The sequence below is a fragment of the Luteimicrobium sp. NPDC057192 genome (genome assembly GCF_042670205.1).
Taxonomy (GTDB): Bacteria; Actinomycetota; Actinomycetes; order Actinomycetales; family Cellulomonadaceae; genus Luteimicrobium.
Genome location: NZ_JBHUWD010000030.1, coordinates 1 through 24,547 on the forward strand (window position 1 = coordinate 1; position 24,547 = coordinate 24,547).

The following is a 24,547-nucleotide window of genomic DNA, read 5'->3' on the forward strand; positions in this document are numbered from 1 at the left end:
TGTAACAATTTAAAATAAACATCCTCCAAGCAATGTAATAGTCGATGGCGTTCCCACCCGGAGGGCCTTTGGTCCCGCGTACGGGCCGACGGGGCGCCACCGGCGCCCGGTCGGCCCGGTCATCACCCGCCACGTACGAAAGCAGAGCCCCGATGACGGAGCAGCAGCTCGCCCCCCACCCGCCCGAGGCCGCGTCGTCCGACGACGGCGACGGGACGTCGCCCTCGCGGCGCACCCGCCCGCTGGGGCCCGACTCCCACGCCCGCCGGTTCTCGCCCGGCTGGGTCGCGAAGCTCATCCTCGTCGGGCTCGTCGACGCCCTGGGCCTCTACGGCATCGTCGCGGCGGCCGGGGTCGAGAGCTGGTGGATCGTCGTCTTCCTGGTCGCGGCGCTCGCGGCGGTCAACTGGGCCTATTTCTCGCGGCGCGCGATCCCCGCGAAGTACCTCGTTCCCGGGCTGCTGTTCCTCCTCGTCTACCAGCTCTTCGTGATGGCGTACACGGGGTACATCGCGTTCACGAACTACGGCGACGGCCACAACTCCACCAAGTCCGACGCGATCTCCGCGATCGAGACGCAGAACCAGGTGCGGGTCGAGGGCTCGCCCTCCTTCCCCGTGAGCGTCGTGAGCCGTGGGGACGAGCTCGGCCTCGCCGTCGTGCAGGACGGGCAGGCGGAGGTCGGCACGGCCGACGAGCCGCTCGCGCCCGCCGACGGCGCCACGGTCTCCGGTACGAAGGTCACGGCGATCCCCGGCTGGCAGGTCCTGGCGTTCGCGGACATCGCGGGCCGCGCGCAGGACGTCACGGATCTCGCGGTGCCCGTCTCCGAGGACTCCGCGGACGGCACGCTCCGCACCCAGAACGGCTCGACGGCGTACGTGTTCACGCCGGTCATGCAGTACGACGAGAAGACCGACACCTTCACCAACACGAAGACCGGCGAGACGTACACGGCGAGCGACCACGGCAACTTCGTCTCGGCGAAGGGCGAGCGGCTCGAGCCGGGCTGGCGGGTGACGGTCGGCTGGGAGAACTTCACGAAGATGTTCACGGACTCCCGGCTGTCCGGGATCTTCGTGAAGGTGACGCTGTGGACGTTCGCGTTCGCGTTCCTGTCGGTCGCGACGACGTTCTTCCTCGGACTGTTCCTCGCGTTGGTCTTCAACGACCCGCGGGTGCGGGGGCGCAAGATCTACCGGTCGCTGCTGATCCTCCCGTACGCGTTCCCGGGCTTCCTCGCGGCGCTCGTGTGGAGCGGCATGCTCAACTCGAAGTTCGGGTTCATCAACCAGGTGATCCTGGGCGGCGCGAACATCGACTGGCTCGGCGACCCGTGGCTCGCCAAGTTCTCGGTCCTCGCCGTGAACCTCTGGCTGGGCTTCCCGTACATGTTCCTCATCTGCACGGGCGCGCTCCAGTCGATCCCGGGTGACGTCATGGAGTCGGCACGCGTCGACGGCGCCGGCCCGTTCCGCGCGTTCCGCTCGATCACGCTCCCGCTCCTCATGGTGAGCGTCGCGCCGCTGCTGATCTCGAGCTTCGCGTTCAACTTCAACAACTTCACGCTCATCTACCTGCTCACCGGCGGCGGACCGGACTTCGTGGGCGCGCCGATCCCGGTCGGCAGCACCGACATCCTCATCTCGATGGTGTACTCGGTCGCCTTCGGGACGGGGTCCAACGACTACGGCCTCGCGAGCGCCGTGTCGATCCTCATCTTCATCGTCGTCGGGCTGATCTCGTGGCTCGGCTTCCGCCGCACGCGCACCCTCGAGGAGCTCTGACATGGCCGCCATGCAGCCGACCCGCACCCCGATCGTCCGCGTCGACGGCACCGACGACGGCGGCGGCCCCGTCAACGACACGCGTCTGCGCGGCGCCCGGTGGTGGAAGGAGGTCGGCTGGCGTCACGTCGTGGGCGTCGTCGTCATCATCTACTGCGTCCTGCCGCTGCTGTACGTGCTGTCGGCGGCGCTCAACCCGGGTGGCAGCCTGACGGGCTCGAACGACCTGTTCTCGACGGTGAGCTTCACGAACTTCACGGAGCTGTTCCACCGCGGGTTCGGACGGTGGGCGGCGAACTCGCTCATCATCTGCTCGGTGACGGCGATCGGCACGGTCCTCATGGGGGCAGCCGCGGCGTACGCGTTCTCGCGCTACCGGTTCCGCGGGCGGCGCTCGACCCTCACGGGCCTCCTGCTGGTGCAGATGTTCCCGCAGATGCTCGCCGCGGTCGCGATCTTCCTCCTGCTCCTGCAGCTCAAGGACGTCTTCCCGGTCCTCGGTCTCAACTCGATCCCGGGCCTGATCGCCGTCTACCTCGGCGGGGCGCTCGGCGTGAACACGTTCCTGCTCTACGGGTTCTTCAACACGGTGCCCAAGGAGCTCGACGAGGCCGCCCGCATCGACGGGGCGAGCCACGGCCAGGTCTACTGGACGATCATCATGCCGCTCGTGACCCCGATCCTCGTGGTCGTGGGGCTGCTGTCCTTCATCAGCACCTACGGCGAGTTCTTCATCGCGAGCACCGTGCTGCAGTCGAACAGCAAGTTCACGCTCGCGATCGGGCTGTACCAGTGGGCGTCGGACGAGCGCAACGCGCCGTGGGGCCTGTTCGCCGCCGGTGCCGTGCTCGCCGCGATCCCCGTGGTCCTGCTGTTCCTGTTCCTGCAGAAGTACATCGTGGGTGGTCTGACGTCGGGGTCGGTCAAGGGATGACCGCCACGACCACGAGCGCGCCCGCACCGGGTCTCGGCGTCGGGCGCGCCGGCCGGACGCGCGTCCTGACCGAGCTGCCCCACCACGACGGCTCCGAGGCCTACGTGCCGGACGGCGCGCCCGCTCTCGGCGACGTCGTCCCGGTCCGCGTCCGAGTCCCGCACGGACCCGACGCGCCCGGCGACGAGGACGTGTGGGTCCGCGTCGTCCAGGACGGTGAGCCGCGGCTGGTCCAGGCGCGGCCCGAGCGCCGGGACGAGCACGAGACCTGGTTCGTGGCCGACGTCGTCGCCCACAACCCGGTGACGTCGTACCGGTTCTTCTTCGGCCCGTCGACGCGCCCGGGCGGGCACCGCTGGCTCACGGGCCGCGGCGTCGCGACGCGCGACGTGCCCGACGCGTCGGACTTCCGGCTCAGCACCCACGCGCCCGCGCCGGGCTGGGGGACGGGCTCGTTCGTCTACCAGGTCTTCCCGGACCGGTTCGCGCGGTCGGGCCGCGCCGACGCGCACGACGTCCCCGACTGGGCCGAGCCGCGGTCCTGGGGCGACCCGGTCGACGGCTTCGGCCCGGGGGCGGGCCGACAGCTCTACGGCGGCGACCTCTGGGGGGTCGGGGAGCACCTCGACCACCTCGAGCGGCTCGGCGTCGACGTCCTCTACCTCACGCCGACGTTCCCGGGGCGGTCCAACCACCGCTACGACGCCACGACGTTCGACCGGATCGACCCGCTGCTGGGCGGCGACGAGGCCCTCGCCGAGCTCGCCCGGGCCGTGCACGCCCGTGGCATGCGGATCATGGGCGACCTCACGACCAACCACACGGGCGTCGGGCACGAGTGGTTCCGGCGCGCCCTCGCGGAGCCGTCCTCGCCCGAGCGCGACTACTACTACTGGACGCCCGACGGGCACGTCGGGTGGCTCGGCCACGCCAGCCTCCCCAAGCTCAACTACGGCGCCGACGGCCTGGCGCCGCGGCTCGTGCGCGGCCCGGGCTCCGTCGTCGGGCGGTGGCTGGGCGGCGACGGCGACCTCGACGCGGGCCTCGACGGGTGGCGCATCGACGTCGCCAACATGACGGGCCGGTACCGGGACGCCGACCGCGCGCACGCCGTGGCGCGCGAGATCCGCGCCACGATGGCGGCCGTGCGGCCCGACGCGCTCCTGGTCGGCGAGCACTTCCACGACTCCGGCGCGGACGCACAGGGCGACGGCTGGCACGCCGTCATGAACTACTCGGCCTTCACGAGGCCGCTGTGGTCGTGGCTCGCGCCGCAGGGCGCGGTGCGCTCGCTCGAGCTCCCCGGCCCCATCGCCCGCCGGGACGGCCGCGCGACCGTCGCCACGATGCGGGAGTTCGCGTCCGCCGTGCCGTGGGCGGTCACGAGGTCGCAGTGGAACATGCTCGCGTCCCACGACACGCCGCGCCTGCGGACGATCGCCGGCGGCGCCGACCTCGCGCACGCCGCCGCGACGATGCTGTTCACCTACCCGGGCACCCCGGTCGTGTTCGCGGGCGACGAGCTGGGGCTCGAGGGCCGCAACGGGGAGGAGTCGCGCACGCCCATGCCGTGGGACCGCCCCGGCGACCGGGACGAGACCACGTTCGCGCACTACGCGACGCTCGCCCGCCTGCGGCGCTCGAGCCGCGCCCTCCGTGAGGGCGGGCTGCGCTGGGTCGTGGTCGACGACGACGCCGTCGCCTACGTCCGGGAGACCGCGGACGAACGGGTCCTCGTGCTCGTGGCGCGGGCTCCCTGGCCCGGGGTGGCGGTGCCGGCGGGCACGCTGCTCGGGCCCGACGCTCCCGAGACGCTGCTCGGCGACACCCCGCTCCGGGTCTCCGGCTCGGGCGCCGACCGTGTGCTCGAGCTCCCGGGCGACGGCCCGGCCGCTTTCGTGTGGCGGCTCGCGTGACGGCCGGCACGGGCGCGCCCGAGGTCCTGGTCGCGGGGCCCGTGTCGTGGAACGAGATCGTGCACCTCGACGCGCTGCCGGACGCCGCGCCGCACACCGTCTTCGCGAACGGCTCCTACCGCACGGTCGGCGGCACGTCCGCCGGCAAGGCGCTCAACCTCGCGGCCCTCGGCCGTCGCGTCCTGCTGCGGACCGTGCTCGGCGACGACGACGCCGGCCGGTCCGCGCGCGCCGCGCTCGACGTCCCGGGCCTCGAGCTCGCGGCCGCGCCGGCCTCGGACGGACGGACCGAACGGCACCTCAACCTCATGGGAGCCGGCTCGGAGCGGCTCTCGGTGTACCTCCACGCGCCGTCCGACGTGCCCACCACCGACCCGGGCTGGGAGCGGACGCTCGCCGCGCTCGACCAGGCGCGCGCCGTCGTCGTGGACCTCGCGCCGCACGCGCAGCCCCTGCTCGCGGAGGCAGCCCGCCGGGGTGTGCCGGTCTGGGCCGACGTGCACGACTGGGACGCGCGGTCGGCGTTCCACCGGCCGTGGGTGGAGGCGGCGGCGTCCCTGTTCCTCAGCTCCGAGCGGCTGCCCGAGTACCGGGCGCTCATGAGCGAGCGTGTCGCGGCGGGCGCCCGCCTCGTCGTCTGCACGCACGGCGCCGACGGCGCGACCGCGCTGGACGCCGACGGCCGGTGGTACGAGGTCGACGCGGTCCCCGTGGAGCGCGTGGTCGACACGAACGGAGCCGGTGACGGGTTCGTCGCCGGGTTCCTCGACGCCCACCTCGACGGGGCCGACGTCCCGGAGGCGCTCGCGGCCGCGGCACGTCACGCGGCCGCCGTCGTCACGAGCGAGGCGCTCGCTCCGGCATGACGGCTCCGGCATGATGGCCGGGTGAGCGAACCCGACCCCGCGTCCTTCGTCGAGGCGGGCACGCGGCCGTGAGCCTCGACCGGGTCGCGATCCTGTCCGACGTCCACGGCAACCTCACCGCGCTCGAGGCCGTGCTCGACGACGTCGCGTCGCGCGGCATCACCACCGTCGTCAACCTGGGCGACATCGCGGGCAAGGGCCCACGGGGGAGCGCCGCGGTCGACCGGGTCCGTGAGGCGTGCGCCGTGAACGTCCGCGGCAACTGGGACGACTTCCTCCCGCGCACGCCGGCCGACGCGTCCGAGGGCATGCGGTGGTGGCACGACGAGCTCCACGCCGACCAGCGCGCCTGGCTCGGCGGCCTCCCGCTCAGCCACGACCTCGTCCTCAGCGGGCGGCGGGTCCGCCTGTTCCACGCGTCGGCGACGAGCGTGCACGTCCGGGTGCACCGCCACCACACCGACGCCGAGCGCGACGGCATGTTCGCGGCGACCGCGCTCACCGGCGACGGCCCGGCTCCCGACCTCGTCGGGTACGGCGACATCCACGCCGTGTACGTCGACGAGCGCGATGGCCGCACCCTCTTCAACGTCGGGAGCGTGGGGAACCCGCTCGACGAGCCGGTGCCGAGCTACGTCGTCCTGTCGGGAGTCCTCGGCGGGACCGACGAGGCGCCCTTCCACCTCGACGTCGTCCGCGTCCCGTACGACGTCGACGCCGAGGTCGCCGTCGCCCACCGGTTCGACATGCCCGAGGTCGCTCCCTGGGAGGTCGAGCTGCGCACGGGCCTCTACCGCGGGCTCCAGGGTTCGTCGTCCCCAGCCGGTTGAGGGCAGCGCGCGGGACGTCGTTAGTGTGTGACCGTGCACACGAACCCGCTGCGTCCCGCCGCCGGGGCTCCCGTGGCGGGCTACGACGACGCCGCCGAGGAGCGCTGGCTCCCCGAGCCCCCCAAGTCGAGCGCCCGGACCGCGTTCGAGCGTGACCGGGCGCGCCTCGTCCACTCGTCCGCGCTGCGCCGGCTCGGCGCCAAGACGCAGGTCCTGGGCCCCGGGACGGACGACTTCGTCCGGACCCGGCTCACGCACACGCTCGAGGTCGCGCAGGTCGGGCGCGAGCTCGGCAAGGCGCTCGGCTGCGACCCCGACGTCGTCGACAGCGCGTGCCTCGCGCACGACCTCGGGCACCCGCCCTTCGGACACAACGGCGAGCGCGCGCTCGCCGAGGTCGCCGCCGACATCGGCGGATTCGAGGGCAACGCCCAGACCCTGCGGCTCCTCACGCGGCTCGAGCCCAAGCGTCTCGCGCCCGACGGACGCTCCGTCGGGCTCAACCTCACGCGTGCGACCCTCGACGCCGCCACCAAGTACCCGTGGGGACCGGGGGAAGGGCCGCGCCGCCCCGACGGGACCCCCACGCCCAAGTTCGGCGTGTACGACGACGACCGCGAGGTCTTCGCGTGGCTGCGGGACGGCGCGCCCGGCGGCCCCGACAGCCGCGCCCGCTGCATCGAGGCCGACGTCATGGACCTCGCCGACGACATCGCCTACAGCGTCCACGACGTCGAGGACGCGGTCGTGGGCGGGCGGCTCGACCTCGCGGTGCTCGGGGAGGGGGAGGCGCAGGCGCGCGTCGTCGAGGCCGTCCACGCTTGGTACGGGCGCCAGTTCGACGCCGCGGCGCTCGAGGCCGCGATCGAGCGGCTCCTCGCCACGGGCGACCTGGTGACCGGCTTCGACGGCTCGCGGCGCGCGCTCGCGACCCTCAAGGACGCCACGAGCCAGCTCATCGGACGCTTCAGCCGCGCCGCCCAGCACGCCACCCGCGAGGCGTACGGCGACGGCCGGCTCACGCGCTACGCCGCGCGGCTCGTCGTCCCCGACGAGACCACCGCCGAGATCCTCGTCCTCAAGGGCGTGGCCGTCGCGTACGTCATGGCGCCGCGCGAGGCCGAGCCGCTCTACCTGCGCCAGCGCGAGATCGTCGCGGACCTCGCGCGGGTGCTGCACGAGCGGGCGCCGTCGTCGCTCGAGACGCACTTCGCCGAGGACTTCGCGGCCGCGTCCGACGACGCCGCCCGGCTGCGGGTCGTCGTCGACCAGGTCGCGGCGCTCACCGACCTGTCCGCGATGCAGCTCCACGCCCGGCTCGTGCGCGCCTGACCCGACCGGTTCACCCCTCACACCTCCCGGAGGTTCCGTGCACGCCGTCCTGTGGACCGCTCTCGGGGTCACGCTCGCCACCTGGCTGCTGGCCGTCGTCACGCGCGACGCGTCCTGGGTCGACCGGATCTGGTCCGTCGTCCCCGTCGCGTACGCGTGGATCTTCACGGGCACGGGAGGCTGGGACGCCCGTGCGGTGCTCGTCTCCGTGCTCATCACCTGCTGGGGAGCGCGGCTCACGTACAACTTCGCGCGCAAGGGCGGCTACCGCGGCACCGAGGACTACCGCTGGCCGATCCTGAGGCAGCGGATGAAACCCTGGCAGTGGCAGCTGTTCCTCCCGCTGTTCGTCTCCGGGTTCCAGAACGCGCTGCTCGTCGCCATCACGCTTCCGGTCTGGAGCATGGGACGCGTCGCCGAGGGCACCGTCGTCGGGTGGACCTCGTACGCCCCCCTCGACGACGCGACCTTCGCCGTCTCGCCGGCCGACCTGCGGCCCCTCGGCGGGTGGGACGTGGTGCTGGTCGCGCTGTTCGTGCTGTTCCTCGTCGGCGAGACGGTCGCGGACCAGCAGCAGTGGGTCTTCCACCGGCGCAAGCGCGACGCCGCCGCCCGCGGCGAGACGCTCGAGCCCGGCTTCCTCGACACGGGCCTCTTCCGGTGCTCGCGCCACCCCAACTTCTTCTGCGAGCAGGCGCAGTGGTGGGTCGTGTGGCTGTTCGCCGTCGTCGCGCGCGGCGAGGACTGGGGCTGGACGGTGCTGGGCGCCGTCGCGCTGACGGGCCTGTTCGTCGGGTCGACCCGGTTCACGGAGTCGCTCTCCGCGGCCAAGTACCCGGCGTACGCGGACTACCGGCGTCGGACGTCGATGCTCGTCCCGTGGCTCCCGGGGCGCGTCGCCTGAACCTCGCGCGCCGGGCCGGTCACGCCGGCGCGGACGAGTCCTCGTACTCGACGTACGCCGTCTCGACCGAGCACACCCGGCAGCGGAACCACCACACGACCGCCGCCCAGCTGCCGTAGTCGGTACGCCGCGGCTCGAGGTCGACGACGGGGTGCTCGCACATGGCGACTCCTTCGGCAGTTCGGGTGGGGGCGTCAGTCATCCTCGCGCCGGCCACCGACACGAGAGGTCACGTCCTGCACTCGTGACGGATCCCGGGTGCGGTTCGTGACCTCTCGTGCACGGCCGGGCCGCGCCGGGCTCTCGGGAGGTCAGCCGGCGTCCGTCGCCATCCACGCGTCCGAGGCACGCTGCACGTCGGCAGCGGTGATCTCCGGCGCGACGTGGACGAAGAACCAGCGGTGGCCGAACGGGCAGCGCAGCTCCGACTGGCGGAACCCCTCGAACCAGTCCGCGGGCTCGGCGACCGCGGTCGCACCGGAGGCGACCGCGCGGGCGAAGGTCGTGTCGACGTCGGCGGCGCTCGCGAGGTTGACCGTGAACGAGACCGACGACGGCGCCGACGGGTCCGGCGCGGACGACGAGCCCGCGAACGCGGTCGCCACGGTGAACGTGGAGCCGCCGAGGCTGAGGTCCGAGTGGATGATCGTGTCGCCGGCGGTGATCTCGTCGACCAGCTCGGCGCCGAACGCGGCGACGTAGAAGTCGATCGCCGCGCGGGCGTCGTCCACGGTCAGGTTGGGGTGCAGGGTCGAGGACTGCATGGGGAACTCCTCAGGTCGGCCGGAACGGGACGCCTCCATGCTCGTGTGGGCGCGACCTGGCAGTCTTGGAGGAATGCGACAGGTGTTCGACGACGCCCGCGAGCCGGAGCGGGGCGGCCCGCGCTCGACCGACGGCATCGTCGACCCGACCGGGGCCCGTGCGTGGTTCACCCTGGACCGCCGCGCGCCGTCCGCCGACGTCGCGGACGTCGTCGGCTGGTACTGGGTGAGCCACTGGAACCTGGGCGACCGGGCGCACGTCCAGCCCGTCATCGCGCACCCCGTGGTGAACGTCGTCGCCGAGCCGCACGGGTTCGCAGCGCACGGGTTCGTCCCGACCGTCGACGAACGGCGCCTCACCGGCCACGGCGTCGCCGTCGCCGCGATGCTCCGCCCGGGCGCCTTCGCGGTGCTGAGCGGCGGAGACACGCTCGCCCCCGCGCCGCGGGCGTCGTCGGGCGCGAGGCCCCGGACGATGCCCGCCTCCGCGGTGCTCGGCCCGTCCGCGGACGAGGCCGGCGCAGCGGCCGTGGAGGACGGTCTCGCGAGCCGCGTCGACGACGCCGTCGCCCACCTCGACGCGCTGCTGCGCCTTGCCGTGGCCGCACGCCGCGCCGCCTCGGCCGCCCGACGCGCCTGGCGGGACCTCGAGCTCGTGACCGCCGCGGTCGACGCCGCGCGCGACGTCGTCGGGCCGGGGGAGACCGTCGACGTGCTCGCCCGGCACCTGGCCGTCTCCGTGCGGGGGCTCCAGCGCGCGTTCGAGCGGGCCGTCGGCGTCGGGCCCAAGTGGGTGCTTCAGCGGCAGCGTGTCCACCGCGCCGCGGAGCTCCTCGCGATCGACCCGGGCCAGGACCTCGCGGCGCTCGCGGAGCACGTCGGGTACTACGACCAGGCGCACTTCACGCGTGACTTCGTGACCGCGACGGGCACCACCCCGGGTGCCTACGCGCGGCGGTGCGCGGCGAGCCTCGCGCTCCTCGGGCCGGGCCGTGTCGCCGACGGCGGTGGTCCGGTGCGCGCGACCGCGGCCACCGCCGCGCGCCTCTAGGATGGTCGGGTGGCAGGCCGGATCCGACGCGAGGACGTGGACGCCGTCCGCGACCGCACACGGATCGAGGAGGTCGTCGGCCAGCACGTGACGCTCCGCACCGCGGGCGTCGGCTCGATGAAGGGCCTGTGCCCCTTCCACGACGAGCGCACCCCCTCGTTCCACGTCCGCCCTCAGGTGGGCCGCTGGCACTGCTTCGGCTGCGGCGAGGGCGGCGACGTCATCTCGTTCGTGCAGAAGGTCGACGGGCTCGGCTTCACGGAGGCCGTCGAGTACCTGGCCGGCCGGGTCGGGATCCAGCTCCGGTACGAGGACGGCGGCGGCCCGCGGACCCGGGAGGAGCCGGGGCGGCGGCAGCGCCTGCTCGACGCGAACCGGCAGGCCGCGGCCTTCTACACCGAGCAGCTCGTGAGCCCCGGCGCGGCCCAGGCGCGGGCGTTCCTCGCGGAGCGCAGCTTCGAGCGCGCGGACGCGGAGACGTTCGGCGTCGGGTACGCACCGCAGGGCTGGGACAACGTCCACCGGCACCTGCGGGCCAAGGGCTTCACGGACGCGGAGCTGCTGGCCGCGGGGCTCGTGACCCAGGGCCAGCGCGGGGTCTACGACCGGTTCCGCGGCCGCCTGGTCTGGCCCATCCGTGACGTCACGGGGGAGGTCGTCGGCTTCGGCGCCCGTCGCCTGTTCGAGGAGGACCAGGGCCCCAAGTACCTCAACACCCCCGAGACCACGCTCTACAAGAAGTCCCAGGTGCTCTACGGGATCGACCTGGCCAAGCGTGAGATCGCCAAGCAGCGCCGCGTCGTCGTCGTCGAGGGCTACACCGACGTGATGGCGGCCCACCTCTCCGGGGTCACGACGGCGGTCGCGACCTGCGGCACCGCCTTCGGCTCGGACCACGCCCGGATCGTGCGGCGGCTGCTCGGGGACACGTCCGCGGGCGGGGGCGTCCAGCTCGCGAGCGGGCAGTCGGTCGGCGGCGAGGTGATCTTCACGTTCGACGGCGACGCCGCGGGCCAGAAGGCGGCGCTGCGCGCGTTCGGCGAGGACCAGCGCTTCTACGCGCAGACCTTCGTGGCCGTCGAGCCGACGGGCAAGGACCCGTGCGAGCTGCGGCTCGCCGGCGGCCCGGGGGCCGTCAAGGCGCTCGTCGACGGGCGCCTGCCGCTCTTCGAGTTCGTCATCCGCTCCACGATCGTCCGCTACGACCTGGCGACGCCCGAGGGCCGCGTCGGGGCGCTGCGCGAGGCGGCGCCCGTCGTCGCCGGGATCCGCGACGCGGCGCTGCGGCCCGAGTACGCGCGCCTGCTCGCGGGCTGGCTCGGCATGGACTCCGACACGGTGCGGCGAGCCGTGTCGTCCGCGAAGCCGCCGCGCCTGGCCCCCGACCGCCCGGTCCCCGACCGGCCCGAGCGTGGGCGCGAGGGCGCGGGCGGACGCCCGGCGTCGTCGGACCGCGAGCCGCCGGCACCGGCCCCCTCACCCGCGCTCGTGCGGCCGAACCCGCGGGACCCCGTGGCGGCGCGCGAGCGTCAGGCGCTCGAGGTGGTCCTCCAGGTGCCGCACGCGCTCGACGCCGCACAGTTCGACGCACTCGGCCCCGAGACGTTCGCCGTCCCCGCATGGCGCGCCGTGCACGACGCCGTCCGCGCGGCGGGCGGGCTGACCGCCGCCGCGGCACAGCCCGAGTCCGCGTGGGTCGAGCTCGTGGGGGAGCAGGCGCCCGAACCGGTGCGCCCGCTCATCACGGAGCTCGCGGTGACCCCGTTGCCCGAGGACCGCCCCGAGGCGCTCGCCTCGTACGCGCAGGGCGTGGTCCGGTCGCTCGTCGACCTCGGGCTCACCCGGCGGATCGCCGACCTGCGGGGGCGGCTGCAGCGCACCGATCCTGTCGCGGACGCCGACGGCTACGCACGGACGTTCCAGGCGCTGCTCGCGCTCGAGCAGGACCGGCGGGTGCTCCGGGAGTCCGTCGCCTGACGGCTGGCGCGGTGCCCGCCGGCTCAGCCGGTGATGCCGTCGAGCATCCCGGCGTCGAACTTCCCGGTCACGAGCTCCTTCGGCACCTTGTCGCCGTCCGGCGGAGCCCAGTACACGAGCTCCCCGTGGACGATGTACCGGTGGATCGGCTGCCAGACCGGGTGGCAGCTCGTCATCGTGAGGAGGCGCTCGGTCGGCTTCTTCGTGCCGGTCGTGTCACCCGGCACCGGCGCGACCTGCTCGCCGTTGCGCCACCCCGTGATGAGGTGCTCCGTGACCGCGTAGACGTACCAGCCGTCCTTGGTCTGGACGATCACCGGGTCGCCGGCCTTGAGCTTGTCGATGTCGTGGAACGGCTTGCCGTACGTGGTGCGGTGCCCGGCGATCGCGAAGTTCCCGATGTCGCCCGGCATCGCGGTGCCGACGTAGTGGCCGATGCCCTTGGTGTCGAGGACCGTCGCCTTGTCCGTGCCCTCGGTGATGGTCTTGGCGTAGTCGTCGCCGAACCGCGGGACGTACAGCGTCGCGAAGGTCGTGAGGAGCTTCGGCTCCTTGTCGACCTTGGGCGCCTTCTTTGAGGCCGTGAGGTACTCCGGCGCCTGGGCCGCGTCATGCGGCTCGTACGCCCAGCCGAGCGACGCGACGTCCTTGGCCTGCGCCTGGGCGGACTGGACGTTCGTCCACCACAGCTCCCAGACGAGGAACAGCCCGAGGATCACGCCGAGCGTGATGAGGATCTCGCCGACCGTCCCGACGACGGCGCCGAACGGCGATCGGCGGGTACGGCGGCGGGCGTGTGCGGTCATGGCTCCTCGTGCGGTCGGGGCGTCGCGCGTCGGTCCCGCGCGACGGACGGCCAGGGCAGCAGGATACGAGACGGTGCTGGTCAGACGCTGGGACCGACCGGATGAAGCGGGACGACGAAGGCCCGGAACCAGGGGTTCCGGGCCTTCGATGGGCTCCTGCGGCTGGACTCGAACCAGCGACCGTCCGGCCTTGCGTCATCGCAGGTCATCGCGGGTCCGTGGTCGCCGGGCGGCGTGGAGCTCGCGGCGTGATCCGCGACCTACTGACGTCCTGGGTGCCCTACTTCTGGGTCCTGGGATGGGCCGGCTGGACGCTCTGGAGCGAGCTGCGCAAGCAGCGTCGCGAGCGCCTGCGCCGCGAGGTCGAGAGGGAGAACCTGTGGCCATGAGCAACCAAAGTTGGGAGACCCTCCGTTCCGAATACCTCACCTCGCTTCGTGCTGCCGGCCGGCGTCCCTTGACGCTGCGACAGCACGAGCACTACCTACGGGTCTTGCGGGCGCACTGCCGGTCGCCGCTCGCGCTGGACCTGGCCACCCTGGAGCGCGCGCTCGCGCGGCCCGATTGGGCACCGGAGACGCGTAAGAGTGCGCGCACGGTGTTCGTGGGCTTCTGCCGGTGGCTGCACGGCATGGGCTACCTCGAGGTAGACCCGTCGCTGCGCCTGCGACCGGTGAGAGTGCCGCCCGGCGTCGCGCGGCCGATCCCGGAGCCGGTGCTCCAACGCGCCCTGGGCCTCGCTGACGCGCGCGAGCGGCTGATCCTGCTGCTCGGGGCACACTGCGGGATGCGAGCCGGCGAGATAGCCCTCGTGAACCGCGACGACCTCGCCGGCGACCTGCTGCTCGTCCACGGCAAGGGCGGCAAGACGCGCGAGGTGCCCGTCGTCGACGACGAGCTCTTGCACGCGATCCGGCACGACGCGCGACCGTGGCTGTTCGAGGGCAAGACGAACGGGCACCTGTCGTCGGGGCACGTGACGGTGCTCATGAGCCGGCTGTTGGACGAGCACTGGACGACCCACACGCTGCGCCACCGGGCCGGCACGGTGGGCTACGACCGTACGCGCGACCTGCTCGCCGTGATGACGTTCCTCGGGCACGCGAAGCCTGAGACGACGCTGCGCTACGTGCGCCTGCCCGACGACGCGCTGCGCGCTGTGGCGCGCGCGACGGCCGCGTAGACGCGCGACGACGCCGGGCCGCTCCATGGGGAAGTGAGAGCGGCCCGACGTGCGTCTACCAGAGGATCCGGCGGCGCCGGCGCTGCTGGCCGGCTAGGACGTGCTCCTTGAACTGGCCCTGGAGCACGGCGACGGCTCGGGCGGTGAGCTCGCCCTTGGCCTCGATGCGGTTGACGGCGTCGGCGAGTGACTTGCCGCTGTTGGGCTGGACCTCGTGCGCCGCCACGGCGGCCGCCTGATGGGCTGCCGTGGCGGCCGAGCTCGCGCGCTCTGCGGTGGCCTTGGTGCGGCCGCCACGGACCCACAACGCGACGAGCCCGAGCACGTTCGTCGTGAGGCCGCCGAGGAAGATCCAGGCGTCATGGCTCATGCCTCGTCGGCCTCGCCCTGGTCGACGTTCGGGGTGCCGTAGACGCCGAGCGTGCCGAGGACGGCGACGACGACGGCGGCCCACTTGGGGAGCTCGGGCACGGCCGCGACGACGGCCGTGACGAGCGCCGCCACGGCGGCGACGACGGTCTTCGCCGCGTGCTGGTAGCGCTTGGGGATGAGCGCCAGGAGCGCGCTCACAGGTTGATGCCGAACGACGCGAGCTTGGCGACGGTCTTGGGGCCGACGATGCCGTCGGCGACGAGGCCGGTGCGGGTCTGGAAATGCTTGACCCACGCCTCGGTCTGCGCGCCGAACTCGTCGTCGACGGCGATGAGCTGGCCGCGCTTGACCTTGACGGTCTCCTGGTACGCGGGGAACACCTTGCGCAGGCCGGCCTGGAGCGCGCCCACCTTCTTGCCCTTGGAGCCGAGCGCGAGGACGCCGGCGGCGGGCTTGCTGCCCGAGCTCGTGGCCGGCTTCGACGCGGCCTTGGGCTTGAGGCCGGCGATGCGGACGCCGTTGTTGTCCTCGGTCCAGCCGAGCACCTTGTAGCCGGCGCCCGTCCAGTAGGACAGCGGGGCGGTGTGGGGGTGGCCCTTGGCCGAGTCGGTCGAGCGGAGCTGGTTGCCCTTCTTGAGGCCGACGTGCCCGTACTTGTCGCCGGCCTTGGAGAAGAAGATGAACGCGCCGTCGGGGGCGTCGTCCAGGTCGGTGTGCTTGTGCTTGGCCTCGGCCCACGCCTCGGCGGCGCTGCCGGCGCCGGCGGGGATGCCGTAGGCCTCGCGGGCGTAGCGCTCGCACTCGCCGTTGTAGCCCTCGTCGTGCTGGTCGGCCCATGCGAGGGCCTGAGCGGGGGTGCGGTAGGTGGTCATGGTCGTTGTCCTTTCAGGAGGGGGTTGGATCCGAGGGGTCCCTAGATCGGCCAGGACCCGCCGAGAACGAAGGCCGGGGTCGCGTGGGCAGCGTCGGACCACCGGACGGTGATCTGACCGGTCGACGCGTTGACGAGGCCGAAGCACGCACCGGAGCCCGGCCAGCCGATGAACGGCGAGTAGTAGGTCCGCGGCTTGAACGGCGCGTTGATGTTCCCGAGCGCGATGCTCTGCGCGCCGGCCGCCAGAGACGGGCCGCCCGAGTTGTTGAGCTGGAGCTCCCAGACGATCGACTTGTCGGCGATGACCTCGACGGATCCGGACGCGATCGTGAGGCCGGCTACCGGGGCGAAGAAGTCGGCGGCCGCGATGGTCTTGGACACGAGGGCGAAGTTGGCGTTGAGGTCCTGAGCGGTCAGGACCTCGCCGACGGTGAAGATCTTCACGAGACGCTCCAGGCTTGAAGGGCGAGGGTCACGAGCCACTTGTCCGGCGTGATGACGTGCTGGATGCCGATGACTCGGGACTGTTGGGTGAGGCCGTTGTTGGTCACGAGGACCAGGTCGAACACGTCGAGCGAGCACGCGACGTCGACGTCCTTGGTCGCGTTGTAGGTGACCGAGGTGAAGCGGACAGCGGGGTTGGCGAGGTCGCGCGTGTACTCGGTGACGAGGTCGCCGACGGGATCCGCGGTGGGGACGGCGTCGGCGTCCGGGTCGCCGGGGCCGGTCTCGAGCGAGGTCTCGACGTCGGCGTGGCGCACGCCCCAGGTGGCGGCGGAGGTGACGTCCTGGAACGGGCCGAGGCCCGCGTCGTCGGCCTGCCACTGGCCCTGGTCGTTGAGCGCGGCGTCGTGGTTGGCGAGCGTGAGGTCGTTGACGAGGCTGCGCGTGTCGTAGGTGCGGACGACGTCGACGTAGCAGCGGTGGCGGGGGTTGAACTCGTCGTGCTCGTCGGAGAACTCCAGGCGGATCGGGCGCTCCTGGGCGGACCAGTTGCTGAGCTCGATGCGCACGACGTTGTCGCGGTCGACGTACCACCGGCCGGCGGAGGTGTTGGCGATCAGCTGGAGGTGCTTGTCGAGGGTGGACTCGTAGACGGTGCGGGAGCAGACCGGCCAGTAGGCGTCGGGGCGCGTGCCGGGGGCGAAGTCCCACCGGCCTCGGTAGGACGCCATGACGCGGCGGACACGGTCGGACCACCGGTCGATCCCGAGGGCGCCGTAGCGGGTGATGCCGGCGAGGTCGCGGACCGCGTCGAGCGCCGGGACGTTGGCGATGAACCGGCGGTCGACGGACGTGGTCGAGCGGCGCCAGGTGTCGGTGAGGTCGCCGACGTTGCCGGTGTAGGCGACGGTCTCGGTGAGCTTGGACCGGATCCGCACGGGCAGGTTGGGGCGCAGGCCGAGGCCGGGCGGCTGGTCGGGCTGGGCGTAGACGGTGAGGTTGGCGGTGCCGACCTGCGTGGTCGTGGTGACGCCGTCGACGGACGCGCCCCGGTTGATGCTCACGCCGGTTGCGTCGCACAGGTACTCGGTCCAGGCGGTGGCGGTCGCGGTGTCCCCAAGGGCGCCGGTGTCGAGCTCGTCTCGGTTGAGGACGAAGCCCTCGTCGCCGGGGGTGAGGATCTGGTAGCCGAGCTGGCCGAGCAGCGGGCCGCCGTCGACGGCGTAGATCGCGAGCCGGTCGACGTACACGTAGTTCCCGGTGTTGGTGATGATGAACCGGAACGAGGGCGCGAGGCCGAGGTCGCCGACGTCCATGGCCAGGACGTAACGCGTGGCGATGTTGGACCGGACGTCGTCCTGGGCGAACAGGAGGTTGGCGCCGATGGTCGCGGACGCGGCGTGCTCCAGGTCGGTCGCGGTCAGGACGTCGATGACCAGGACGTAGCGGCCGGGCGGGGCGTCGAGCTGGTCGCGCTGGACGGCGCCGTTGACGGTGCCGTTGTCGGCGTGGACGCGCAACCGGCCGCCGACGGCCTCCAGGACGGCGCCGTCTGCGGTCGACGTCCAGGCGGCTTGCTCGGTCGCGTCGTAGGTCGCGGCGGTGAGCTCGTAGATCAGACCCACCGGCGACCGCCCCCGTTCACGCGCTCGAACTCGGTGATGAGCTCGACGAGCTCGCGGCCGAGGGCGACGCGGTCGGTGCCGGGGCCGGCGGTGACGTTGATGTTGTAGACGCGCTGCGTGGCGGTCCCTGCGCCGTTCTGAGCGGCGATCGTGGGGTTGGTGGGCGTCGGGGTGTACCCGTCGGTCACGGCCCCGGACAGGGCCGTCATGGCGTTGTCTACGGGGGTCGTGTCGCCGAGGCCTTGGGCGAGGCCGGCGACGGTGTAGGCGCCGAGCTCGGCGAACACGCGCGAGGGCGAGTGGATCCCGAGGATCGACTTGACGCCGGACACGGCGTCCAGGCCGATCTGCTTGAGCGCGTCGACCGGGGCGGTCGCCATGGACCAGATCCCGCGCACGAGGCCGTTGATGATGTCGCGGCCGATGTCGTAGAGCCAGTCGCCGGCGGACTTGAGGACGCCGACGACGGAATCCTTGAGGCCGGAGAATGCGCCCCTAACGGTGTGAATGTAATTCGATGCGAGGTCGCTAATGCCACTAAAGATTGACGAGAAAATGTCTTTGATGCCCTGCCAGGCGCCGGACCAGTCGCCGTGGATGAGCGAGGTGACGGTCTTGATGATCCCGCGAATCACTCCGAGCGCGGTGCGCACGATGATCTGGAGCGCGTTCCACACGCCGGCGGCGACGGCGCGCATGGCGGACCAGATCCCGGACCAGTAGGCGCCGGCGGCGGACATGTACGCCTTGATCGTGGCCACGACGAACTGGAACGTGGGCAGGACGTAGGTCTTGAACCAGTCGACGACGACCTTGGCGGCGGCCTGGAGGGCTGCCCACGCCTTCTTGCCGGCCTCGGTCTGGGTGAAGAACCACGTCAGGGCCGCGACGAGGCCGGTGATCGCGAGGATGACGAGGCCGATGGGGTTGGCGTCCATCGCGACGTTGAACGCGAGCTGGACGGCGGTGGCGACCTCCTGGGCGGCCTTCCAGATGGCCAGGACCTTCACGTAGGCCTGCCACGCGAGCACCATGGCGCCGATCGTGACGGCGAGGCCTTCGATCACGCCCCGGTTCTGGATGATCCAGGAGAACGCGGCGGAGAACGCCGGGACGAGCGTGCCTGTGATGAACTCGCCGGCCTTTTGCAGGGCCGGCGTCACGTTCTGCGTCCACCAGCTCGCGAACGACTTGAGCGCGGGAATGCCCTCGGACTGGATCCAGGACGAGACGGCGTCGAACGCCGGCTGGAGGTGGTCCGAGAGCCACGAGACGGCCGCCGTGACCGCCGGCAGGAAGTAGGTGCCGATGGTCGCCTTGATGTTCTCGAACTTGGCGCCCAGGATCTGCTGCTGTTCGGCGAGGGTGTTGCTCTGCTTGGAGAACTGGCCCTGTGCGTCCTTGGTCTGGTCGTAGATGAGCGCGAGGGTTGCGAGGCGCTGGTCGTGGGTGGAGAGCTGCCCGTTGACCTTCTTGAAGCCCATGGTGAGGGCCTTGGCCTGGACGGCGTTGGCGGACAGCGCGAGGCCGAACTTCTCGGCGGGGTCGAACTCGCCGCGCAGCGCGGAGCCGAGCGCGGATGCGGCGTCGGCGGTCGTGCCGCCGAACGTGGCCGCGAGGTCGGAGGACAGCCCGATGAGGTCGTTGGTCTTCTTGCCGGCCTCGTCGAGCGAGAGGCCGGCGGACTTGAGCTGCGTGCCGATTCCGGCGGCGAGCTCGTTGTAGGCGTTCTCGGACAGCCCGACGTCGCCGGCGGCGGACTTGGCCCACTCGTGGACCTGCTGGGCGTTGCCCTTGAACACGGCGTCGACGCCGCCGAACGACTGCTGGAGGTCGGAGGCGGATCCGACGGCGGAGGCGACGAACGCGCCGAGGGCGACGGTGCCGGCGGCGAGGCCGACGGCTACGGCCTTGCCGGCGGCCTTGGCCATGCGGCCGAGCTTGGAGAGGCCGGTCTCGTCGCTGAGGTTCTTGAACGCGCGAGAGAACTGCTTGGTGTCGGCGAGAACGCTGACGACGACGGTCTGTCCGGACAAGGCCGGCCCCTCCTTTCAGTGTCGGTTGCGGCGGCGCAGCTGCGCAGCGATCGCGTTGCGCTGGCGCAGGGTGAGCGACCAGTAGTCGCTAGGGCTCACGCCTGCTTGGACGACGAACCACGCGAGGTCTTGCGCGCGGAGCTCTTCGGCGTGGAGGCGGCCGTCGCCGTCGTAGGGTCCCCGTCGGGCGCCTCGTCGCTGCCCTCGGCGGTGCTCTTGCCGACGCCGATGAGCTCGGAGGCCTCGGCGAACGTGAGGGAGCACGCGTCGTTCCAGGTGAACTCGGAGACCTTGCCGCCGGCGGCGAGGATCTGGCGGCGCTTGACGACGAACGCCACGGCGGCCATGGTCTTGCCCTTCGGGGCCTCGTCCTCGCCGATCGCGGTGATCGGCTGGCCGGAGAGCTCTTCGATCTTGGCGACCTCGCCGAGCGTGAGCTTCTTGACGTCGAACATGGTGGGTGTCCTCTCAGATCAGGTGGTTGGCCCGCAGCAGGTCGCCGAGCCCGTCGTCGAGGTCGCGCAGGACCTCGGCTCGGGACGCGTCGAGCGCGTCGGTCAGGTAGGGGTGGGGCTCGATGTTGTGGGCCGGCCAGCCGTAGTGGATGACGCCGGCGTAGGGCACGCGGGAGGTGCCGGCCCGGACGACGGCCTTGGTCTTGCCCTTGCCGGCCCGGATCGTGGACTCCAGGGCCCCGGAGCGGGCCGGGGTGCGGGGGCGGGCGGCCTCGACGACGACGAGCCCCAGCTTGTGCATGAGGTCGCGCATGTCCTCGGCGTCGGCGCCGGCGGCCGAGAGGGCTCGCAGGGTCTTGCCGAGCCCTTCGACGCGCAGGCGGACCGGGCCGGAGGTGACGTCGAGGTCGCCCGCCGAGGTCACGGGGTGGTGCCCTCGTCCATGGTCGCGACGCCGGGCTTGTTGCCGTCGGCGTCGGTCACGTCGAGCCGGAGCTCAGAGGTGAAGCCGGTGCCGGCGACGACGGCCTCGCCGCCGATCGTCGGTCGCGCCTTGGGGATCTGGACGAAGCCGATGAAGTGCGGCTGCTCGGTCGTCGGCTCGGCGTTGCCCTGCGGGGCGTAGGTGAACGGGACGACCTCGCCGGCGTGCTCCCAGCAGAACCGCCAGAACGACGTGCTGTCGAGGGACTGGACGAACGTGACGTCGAAGAACGGCTGCGCGGCGCCACCCTCGGACGCGTCGCAGAACGTGAGGGTGTCGGTGTCGGCGTCCTCGTGCTCCAGGGTGACCGCCGTGGTCTCGCACTTGCGGTCGGTGTTGTCGGGGGTCTCCCCGAACAGGAGGTAGAGCTTGTTCCCACGGATGCGGGCGGGTCCGGACATGGTCAGTCTCCTAGGACGGGTCGGTTGGTGATGAACGTGAGGCGCTGGGCGATGAACGCCTTGGTGTCGGCGGACTGCATGAACGGCCGGCCGGCGGTCTCGAACGCCCACGCGTTGCCGTCGAGGGCCGCGAGGACCTTGACGACGAGCTCGTCGAGCGCGTCGGTCACGGTCTCGTTGGCACCGGAGCGGGCGACGGCGGTGAGGTCGTAGCGCAGCAGGTGCATCCCGTAGACCTGGCCGGGCTCCAGGGCCGGCGAGCCGCCGGTGACGTAGACCAGGGGCGGGCTCATGCGCTCGGGCAGGTAGTCCCGGACGCCGTCGATGCCGGCGGCCTCCAGGAGCTGCGCGAGCTCGCTGCGCGCGTCGGACAGGACGCTCACAGGCCACGCACCATGTACCGGTCGAGGATCGGGTAGACGCCGGACATGGGATCGCGGGCGAGGCGGACGGGGTCGCCCTCGGTCGGGCCGGACGTGATGCCCGAGGGGGCGCCCCGGCGGGCGTAGAGCTCGGAGCCGACCTCCAGGAGCACGCGGGCGTAGACCTCGGCGTCAGCGACGACGTCGGACGCCGTGGCGGGGTCGCCGCCGGGGCCGACGAGGTAGCGGGCGACGAGCTCGCCGGCCTGGGCCTCGCACTCGGCGACGAACGCGGCGTCGTCGCTGGGCGCGCCCACGTACTCCTGGAGGGTGGTGGCCATGGCTCAGGCGCCGGTCTTGACGGGGACGATGCCGGCGGGGATCTCGTCGGCGATCGCCGAGTAGAGGTAGGTGGAGAAGTCGCGGGACAGGTTGACGATGTTGTCGTCCTGGAGCCGGGCGAGCGGGGACGCGTACTCGCGGATCGCGAGGTGGTTGACGAACGCGCCACCGGCGGCGACCTGCTTGAGGTTCACGCGGACCGGGACGCCGGCGAGGACGCCGGAGATGCCGGGCGCGTTGAGCTCGCCGACGACGTTGGTGCCCGACCCGTAGACGGTCATGAGCGGGCGCCCGTCGGTTGCGGTGAGCGCGGCGAGGCTCTTGAAGTAGGTCTTGTCGACGACGAGCGCGTCGAGGTCGAGGCCGAGGTCCTCGAACTTCTCGGCGGCGTCGACGATCCCGGAGACCCAGTCGACGTACTTGGTGACGTCGGTGACGGTGACGGTGTTGTTCGCGGCGGCCTGCGCGGCGACGACGGTCGAGTAGTGGGCGCGGAACGTCGCGTTGCGGGTCTTGTTCGCGGCGATCGCGAGGGCACGCAGCGAGTGGTCGACGATCGCGACGGACGAGCGCTGGATCGACTGGAGCGACAGGCGCGTGTACCCGCCGAACGTCTCGACGGGCGCGGTCTTGGTCTCGAGCGTCACCTTGCCGAACGCGAGGTCGTCGCCCTCGGCGTCCTGCTTGTCGACCTCGACGGTGTTGGTCTTGAGCTGGGCGTACTCCAGGTTCATGCCCTCGGCCGGCAGGGCGCCGGACGAGAACAGGTCTCGGAGCGAGCTCTTCTCGTCGACGATCCGGGTGAGGTCGCCGATCCAGGCATCCTGGGACACGCTGTCGGCGACGGTGCCGCCGGCGGGGTCCCAGGCGCGGGCCTGGATGGTCTCGTACTCGGCGCGGGCCTCGTCGTCGCCGGCGGCGATCGCCTTGAGCAGCGCGCCGGGGGTGCGGAACCGGCTGACGATCTTGTCGCCGCGCTCGGCCTCGGCGGCGCGGGAGAGCATGACCTCGAACTGGCGGACGACGTCGTCGATCCGCCCGTCGAGCTGGGCGCGCAGCTCGTCGATGCTCTGCGCGGACGGCGTCTGGACGGCGTCCTGGCGCTCGGTGACGGTGGGGGGCATGGTGTTTCCCTTCGGGGTGGCGTGGCGGACCTGGTCGACGGTGGCGCCGTCGTAGGCGGGGAACGGGACGAGAGAGACCTCGCGGACGCGGATCTTGGTGCGGGTGATCGTGACGCCGTCGTCGCCCTCGGTGACGACGTGCTCGATGGGCTCGAAGCCGATCGACATGCGGTCGATGACGCCGTCGCGCAGGAGCGTGTAGGCCTCGTCGCCGCGCGGCGTCGACGAGAGCGTGCCGGTGACCTGCCAGCCGGCCTCGGTGTCCTCGAACTCGGTGATCCGGCCGATCGGCTCGTCGTGGCGCCAGAACGTGAGCGGGAGGTCGTCGGCGGCGTTGGTGACGGCGCCGGGAGCGACCTGCTCGCGGTAGTTGTCGCCCCACCAGTCGGAGATAGTGACGGGGTCGTTGAACGGGACGGCGATGCCGGTGAAGGTCCGCTCGCCGGCGGAGCTCGACGCGGCGCGAACGGCGACGTCGCGCACGCACAGGGCGCGGGTCTCAGGCACCGGTGCCGGCCGGGACGGGGCTGGAGCTGACGGGGGCATCGTCGATCCCTTCGATCGGGTCAAGGTGCTCGGTCGCCCGGACCTCGCTGCGCCGCATCCAGCCGGCGTTGATCGCGAGGGTGTAGGACTCGTAGCGGGTCTTGGTGTCGGTGCGCAGGAGCGTTTCGACGTTGAAGCGGGCCGACTGGCCGCGCGGCAGGAGCACCGTCAGGGCCTCTTCGATTTCGCGCAGGTAGCCCATGAGCGAGAACCGGACGTAGGCCAACCAGTCCTGCTCGACGTTCGAGTAGGACTGGCTGTTGCCCTCGATGACGGCGAGCATGAGCGAGGCCGGCACGCCGAACAGGCGGGCGACCTGCGTGACGTTGAACTGCTGCGACTCCAGCCACTGCGCGTCTGCGGGCTTGAGCAGGATCGGCGAGTAGGTCAGGCCGGCGCCGAGGACGCGGACGCCGCCGTCGGCGGTGTCGTTCCACATCTGCTTGTACTGCGCGCCCTGGGTTCCGGTGAGCATCTGGTCCGTGGACAGGACGCCGTTCGGGACGCCGGCGCCGCCGGGCTGGAACCAGTCGGAGGCGTAGTCGCGGACATCCTTGATGCCGGCCAGCTCGACCTGCGCGGCCTGGATCGGGCCGAGGCCGGCGACCTTGCCGGGCACGCGCAGGAGCTGGAGGTGCGACATGCGCAGCGGGCCGGTCTTGCGGTAGATGCGGCCGTCGTAGTGGTACTCGACGCTGCCGTCCTGGAGCTCGACGACGGTGACCTTGAACGGGTCGACGGGCTCCAGGTTGACGACCTGCCCGAACGACCCGAGGCGCTGGATCCAGAACGCGTTGCCCGTCGTGGCGAGGGCGACGACGCTGCGCTCGATGAACGCGGACCGCGACTCATCGATGTCGGGCTGAGCGATCAGGGTCGGGGTGTCGATGATGACGCCGCCGCGCTCGACGTCGATGGAGAGCTGAGAGGCGGCGATCGCGTGAATCTGGATCGCGCGGTAGACCGAGCTGATCGTCAGCGCGGTCGCCGGGGTGATGATCCCGGACGCGGCCCGCGACGGCGGGACGACGCCGTCAGCAGGGCCGGAGCCGTCGTCCGTCGTCGCGCGGACGAGGCCGACCGCTGCGCCGAGTCGCTGGATGAATCCCACGACTCCTATTTGGGTGAGGTA

At 72.1% G+C, this 24,547-nt stretch carries 27 protein-coding genes; 11 read left to right on the forward strand and 16 right to left on the reverse strand.

Translation table 11 applies throughout. From position 1 onward, the window contains the following. Positions 1-152 precede the first annotated feature (152 nt). The 7 genes from ACFT5B_RS13920 (at position 153) to ACFT5B_RS13950 (ending at position 8,569) form a co-directional block, all read left to right on the forward strand. Positions 153-1,787 (forward strand): ABC transporter permease subunit, encoded by a 1,635-nt coding sequence (locus tag ACFT5B_RS13920; RefSeq protein WP_386799235.1) that lies wholly within the window; start codon positions 153-155, stop codon positions 1,785-1,787. 10 nt (positions 1,788-1,797) lie between these two features. Further along, positions 1,798-2,721: a sugar ABC transporter permease gene (locus ACFT5B_RS13925; protein ID WP_386799333.1), complete on the forward strand. Its 924-nt coding sequence runs from the start codon at positions 1,798-1,800 to the stop codon at positions 2,719-2,721. Further along, the gene (locus ACFT5B_RS13930) at positions 2,718-4,637 is read left to right on the forward strand and encodes a glycoside hydrolase family 13 protein (RefSeq protein WP_386799237.1); all 1,920 of its coding nucleotides are present in this window, start codon (positions 2,718-2,720) and stop codon (positions 4,635-4,637) included. Before ACFT5B_RS13925 ends, ACFT5B_RS13930 begins: the two co-directional genes overlap by 4 nt. Next, positions 4,634-5,503 (forward strand): carbohydrate kinase family protein, encoded by an 870-nt coding sequence (locus ACFT5B_RS13935; protein ID WP_386799239.1) that lies wholly within the window; start codon positions 4,634-4,636, stop codon positions 5,501-5,503. The genes ACFT5B_RS13930 and ACFT5B_RS13935 overlap by 4 nt, the downstream gene beginning before the upstream one ends. 68 nt (positions 5,504-5,571) lie before the next feature. Next, positions 5,572-6,333 (forward strand): metallophosphoesterase family protein, encoded by a 762-nt coding sequence (locus ACFT5B_RS13940; RefSeq protein WP_386799241.1) that lies wholly within the window; start codon positions 5,572-5,574, stop codon positions 6,331-6,333. Positions 6,334-6,366: 33 nt separating this feature from the next. Then, entirely contained in the window at positions 6,367-7,665 is a 1,299-nt protein-coding gene (locus tag ACFT5B_RS13945; protein WP_386799243.1) for a deoxyguanosinetriphosphate triphosphohydrolase, read from the forward strand. A 37-nt stretch (positions 7,666-7,702) separates the two neighbouring features. Then, complete coding sequence (locus tag ACFT5B_RS13950; protein WP_386799245.1) at positions 7,703-8,569, forward strand: DUF1295 domain-containing protein; 867 nt, start codon at positions 7,703-7,705, stop codon at positions 8,567-8,569. A gap of 19 nt (positions 8,570-8,588) precedes the next feature. On the opposite strand, the gene ACFT5B_RS13955 is transcribed toward ACFT5B_RS13950, so the two are convergent. Beyond that, positions 8,589-8,732 carry a hypothetical protein gene (locus ACFT5B_RS13955; protein ID WP_386799247.1) on the reverse strand — a complete coding sequence of 48 codons (144 nt, stop codon included), beginning with the start codon at positions 8,730-8,732 and terminating at the stop codon, positions 8,589-8,591. A 148-nt stretch (positions 8,733-8,880) separates the two neighbouring features. Then, the gene (locus tag ACFT5B_RS13960) at positions 8,881-9,333 is read right to left on the reverse strand and encodes a VOC family protein (protein WP_386799249.1); all 453 of its coding nucleotides are present in this window, start codon (positions 9,331-9,333) and stop codon (positions 8,881-8,883) included. Between the two features lie 82 nt (positions 9,334-9,415). On the opposite strand from ACFT5B_RS13960, the gene ACFT5B_RS13965 reads away from it, so the two are divergent. After that, entirely contained in the window at positions 9,416-10,384 is a 969-nt protein-coding gene (locus ACFT5B_RS13965) for a helix-turn-helix domain-containing protein (protein ID WP_386799251.1), read from the forward strand. Between the two features lie 9 nt (positions 10,385-10,393). Beyond that, on the forward strand, positions 10,394-12,361 hold the full coding sequence (gene dnaG, locus ACFT5B_RS13970) for a DNA primase (RefSeq protein ID WP_386799253.1): 1,968 nt from the start codon (positions 10,394-10,396) through the stop codon (positions 12,359-12,361). A 23-nt stretch (positions 12,362-12,384) separates the two neighbouring features. On the opposite strand, the gene ACFT5B_RS13975 is transcribed toward dnaG, so the two are convergent. Next, positions 12,385-13,167, reverse strand: a complete 783-nt coding sequence (locus tag ACFT5B_RS13975) for a class E sortase (protein ID WP_386799255.1) — start codon at positions 13,165-13,167, stop codon at positions 12,385-12,387. A gap of 248 nt (positions 13,168-13,415) precedes the next feature. Between ACFT5B_RS13975 and ACFT5B_RS13980 the strand changes: the two genes are divergently transcribed. After that, entirely contained in the window at positions 13,416-13,556 is a 141-nt protein-coding gene (locus ACFT5B_RS13980; RefSeq protein ID WP_386799257.1) for a hypothetical protein, read from the forward strand. 68 nt (positions 13,557-13,624) lie between these two features. Beyond that, positions 13,625-14,350, forward strand: a complete 726-nt coding sequence (locus ACFT5B_RS13985) for a tyrosine-type recombinase/integrase (protein WP_386799259.1) — start codon at positions 13,625-13,627, stop codon at positions 14,348-14,350. Between the two features lie 55 nt (positions 14,351-14,405). Here the strand turns inward: ACFT5B_RS13985 and ACFT5B_RS13990 are convergent, their stop codons facing one another. The 13 genes from ACFT5B_RS13990 to ACFT5B_RS14050 all read right to left on the reverse strand — a co-directional run bounded on the left by ACFT5B_RS13990 (position 14,406) and on the right by ACFT5B_RS14050 (position 24,526). After that, entirely contained in the window at positions 14,406-14,720 is a 315-nt protein-coding gene (locus tag ACFT5B_RS13990; protein WP_386799261.1) for a hypothetical protein, read from the reverse strand. After that, on the reverse strand, positions 14,717-14,920 hold the full coding sequence (locus ACFT5B_RS13995; RefSeq protein WP_386799263.1) for a hypothetical protein: 204 nt from the start codon (positions 14,918-14,920) through the stop codon (positions 14,717-14,719). Before ACFT5B_RS13995 ends, ACFT5B_RS13990 begins: the two co-directional genes overlap by 4 nt. After that, the gene (locus ACFT5B_RS14000; protein WP_386799265.1) at positions 14,917-15,594 is read right to left on the reverse strand and encodes a peptidoglycan-binding protein; all 678 of its coding nucleotides are present in this window, start codon (positions 15,592-15,594) and stop codon (positions 14,917-14,919) included. The genes ACFT5B_RS13995 and ACFT5B_RS14000 overlap by 4 nt, the downstream gene beginning before the upstream one ends. Positions 15,595-15,635: 41 nt before the next feature. Continuing rightward, entirely contained in the window at positions 15,636-16,040 is a 405-nt protein-coding gene (locus tag ACFT5B_RS14005) for a hypothetical protein (RefSeq protein ID WP_386799267.1), read from the reverse strand. Continuing rightward, the gene (locus ACFT5B_RS14010) at positions 16,037-17,665 is read right to left on the reverse strand and encodes a hypothetical protein (protein ID WP_386799269.1); all 1,629 of its coding nucleotides are present in this window, start codon (positions 17,663-17,665) and stop codon (positions 16,037-16,039) included. The genes ACFT5B_RS14005 and ACFT5B_RS14010 overlap by 4 nt, the downstream gene beginning before the upstream one ends. Beyond that, complete coding sequence (locus ACFT5B_RS14015; protein WP_386799271.1) at positions 17,656-19,701, reverse strand: hypothetical protein; 2,046 nt, start codon at positions 19,699-19,701, stop codon at positions 17,656-17,658. Before ACFT5B_RS14015 ends, ACFT5B_RS14010 begins: the two co-directional genes overlap by 10 nt. 95 nt (positions 19,702-19,796) lie before the next feature. Further along, complete coding sequence (locus tag ACFT5B_RS14020; protein ID WP_386799273.1) at positions 19,797-20,156, reverse strand: hypothetical protein; 360 nt, start codon at positions 20,154-20,156, stop codon at positions 19,797-19,799. Positions 20,157-20,169: 13 nt separating this feature from the next. Further along, entirely contained in the window at positions 20,170-20,580 is a 411-nt protein-coding gene (locus ACFT5B_RS14025) for an HK97 gp10 family phage protein (protein ID WP_386799275.1), read from the reverse strand. Next, positions 20,577-21,041, reverse strand: a complete 465-nt coding sequence (locus ACFT5B_RS14030; RefSeq protein ID WP_386799277.1) for a hypothetical protein — start codon at positions 21,039-21,041, stop codon at positions 20,577-20,579. The genes ACFT5B_RS14025 and ACFT5B_RS14030 overlap by 4 nt, the downstream gene beginning before the upstream one ends. Positions 21,042-21,043: 2 nt before the next feature. Next, the gene (locus ACFT5B_RS14035; RefSeq protein WP_386799279.1) at positions 21,044-21,424 is read right to left on the reverse strand and encodes a hypothetical protein; all 381 of its coding nucleotides are present in this window, start codon (positions 21,422-21,424) and stop codon (positions 21,044-21,046) included. Continuing rightward, positions 21,421-21,744, reverse strand: a complete 324-nt coding sequence (locus tag ACFT5B_RS14040) for a hypothetical protein (RefSeq protein WP_386799281.1) — start codon at positions 21,742-21,744, stop codon at positions 21,421-21,423. The genes ACFT5B_RS14035 and ACFT5B_RS14040 overlap by 4 nt, the downstream gene beginning before the upstream one ends. Positions 21,745-21,747: 3 nt before the next feature. Next, the gene (locus ACFT5B_RS14045; RefSeq protein ID WP_386799283.1) at positions 21,748-23,376 is read right to left on the reverse strand and encodes an HK97 family phage prohead protease; all 1,629 of its coding nucleotides are present in this window, start codon (positions 23,374-23,376) and stop codon (positions 21,748-21,750) included. Then, positions 23,369-24,526, reverse strand: a complete 1,158-nt coding sequence (locus ACFT5B_RS14050) for a phage portal protein (protein WP_386799285.1) — start codon at positions 24,524-24,526, stop codon at positions 23,369-23,371. Before ACFT5B_RS14050 ends, ACFT5B_RS14045 begins: the two co-directional genes overlap by 8 nt. Positions 24,527-24,547 lie beyond the last annotated feature (21 nt).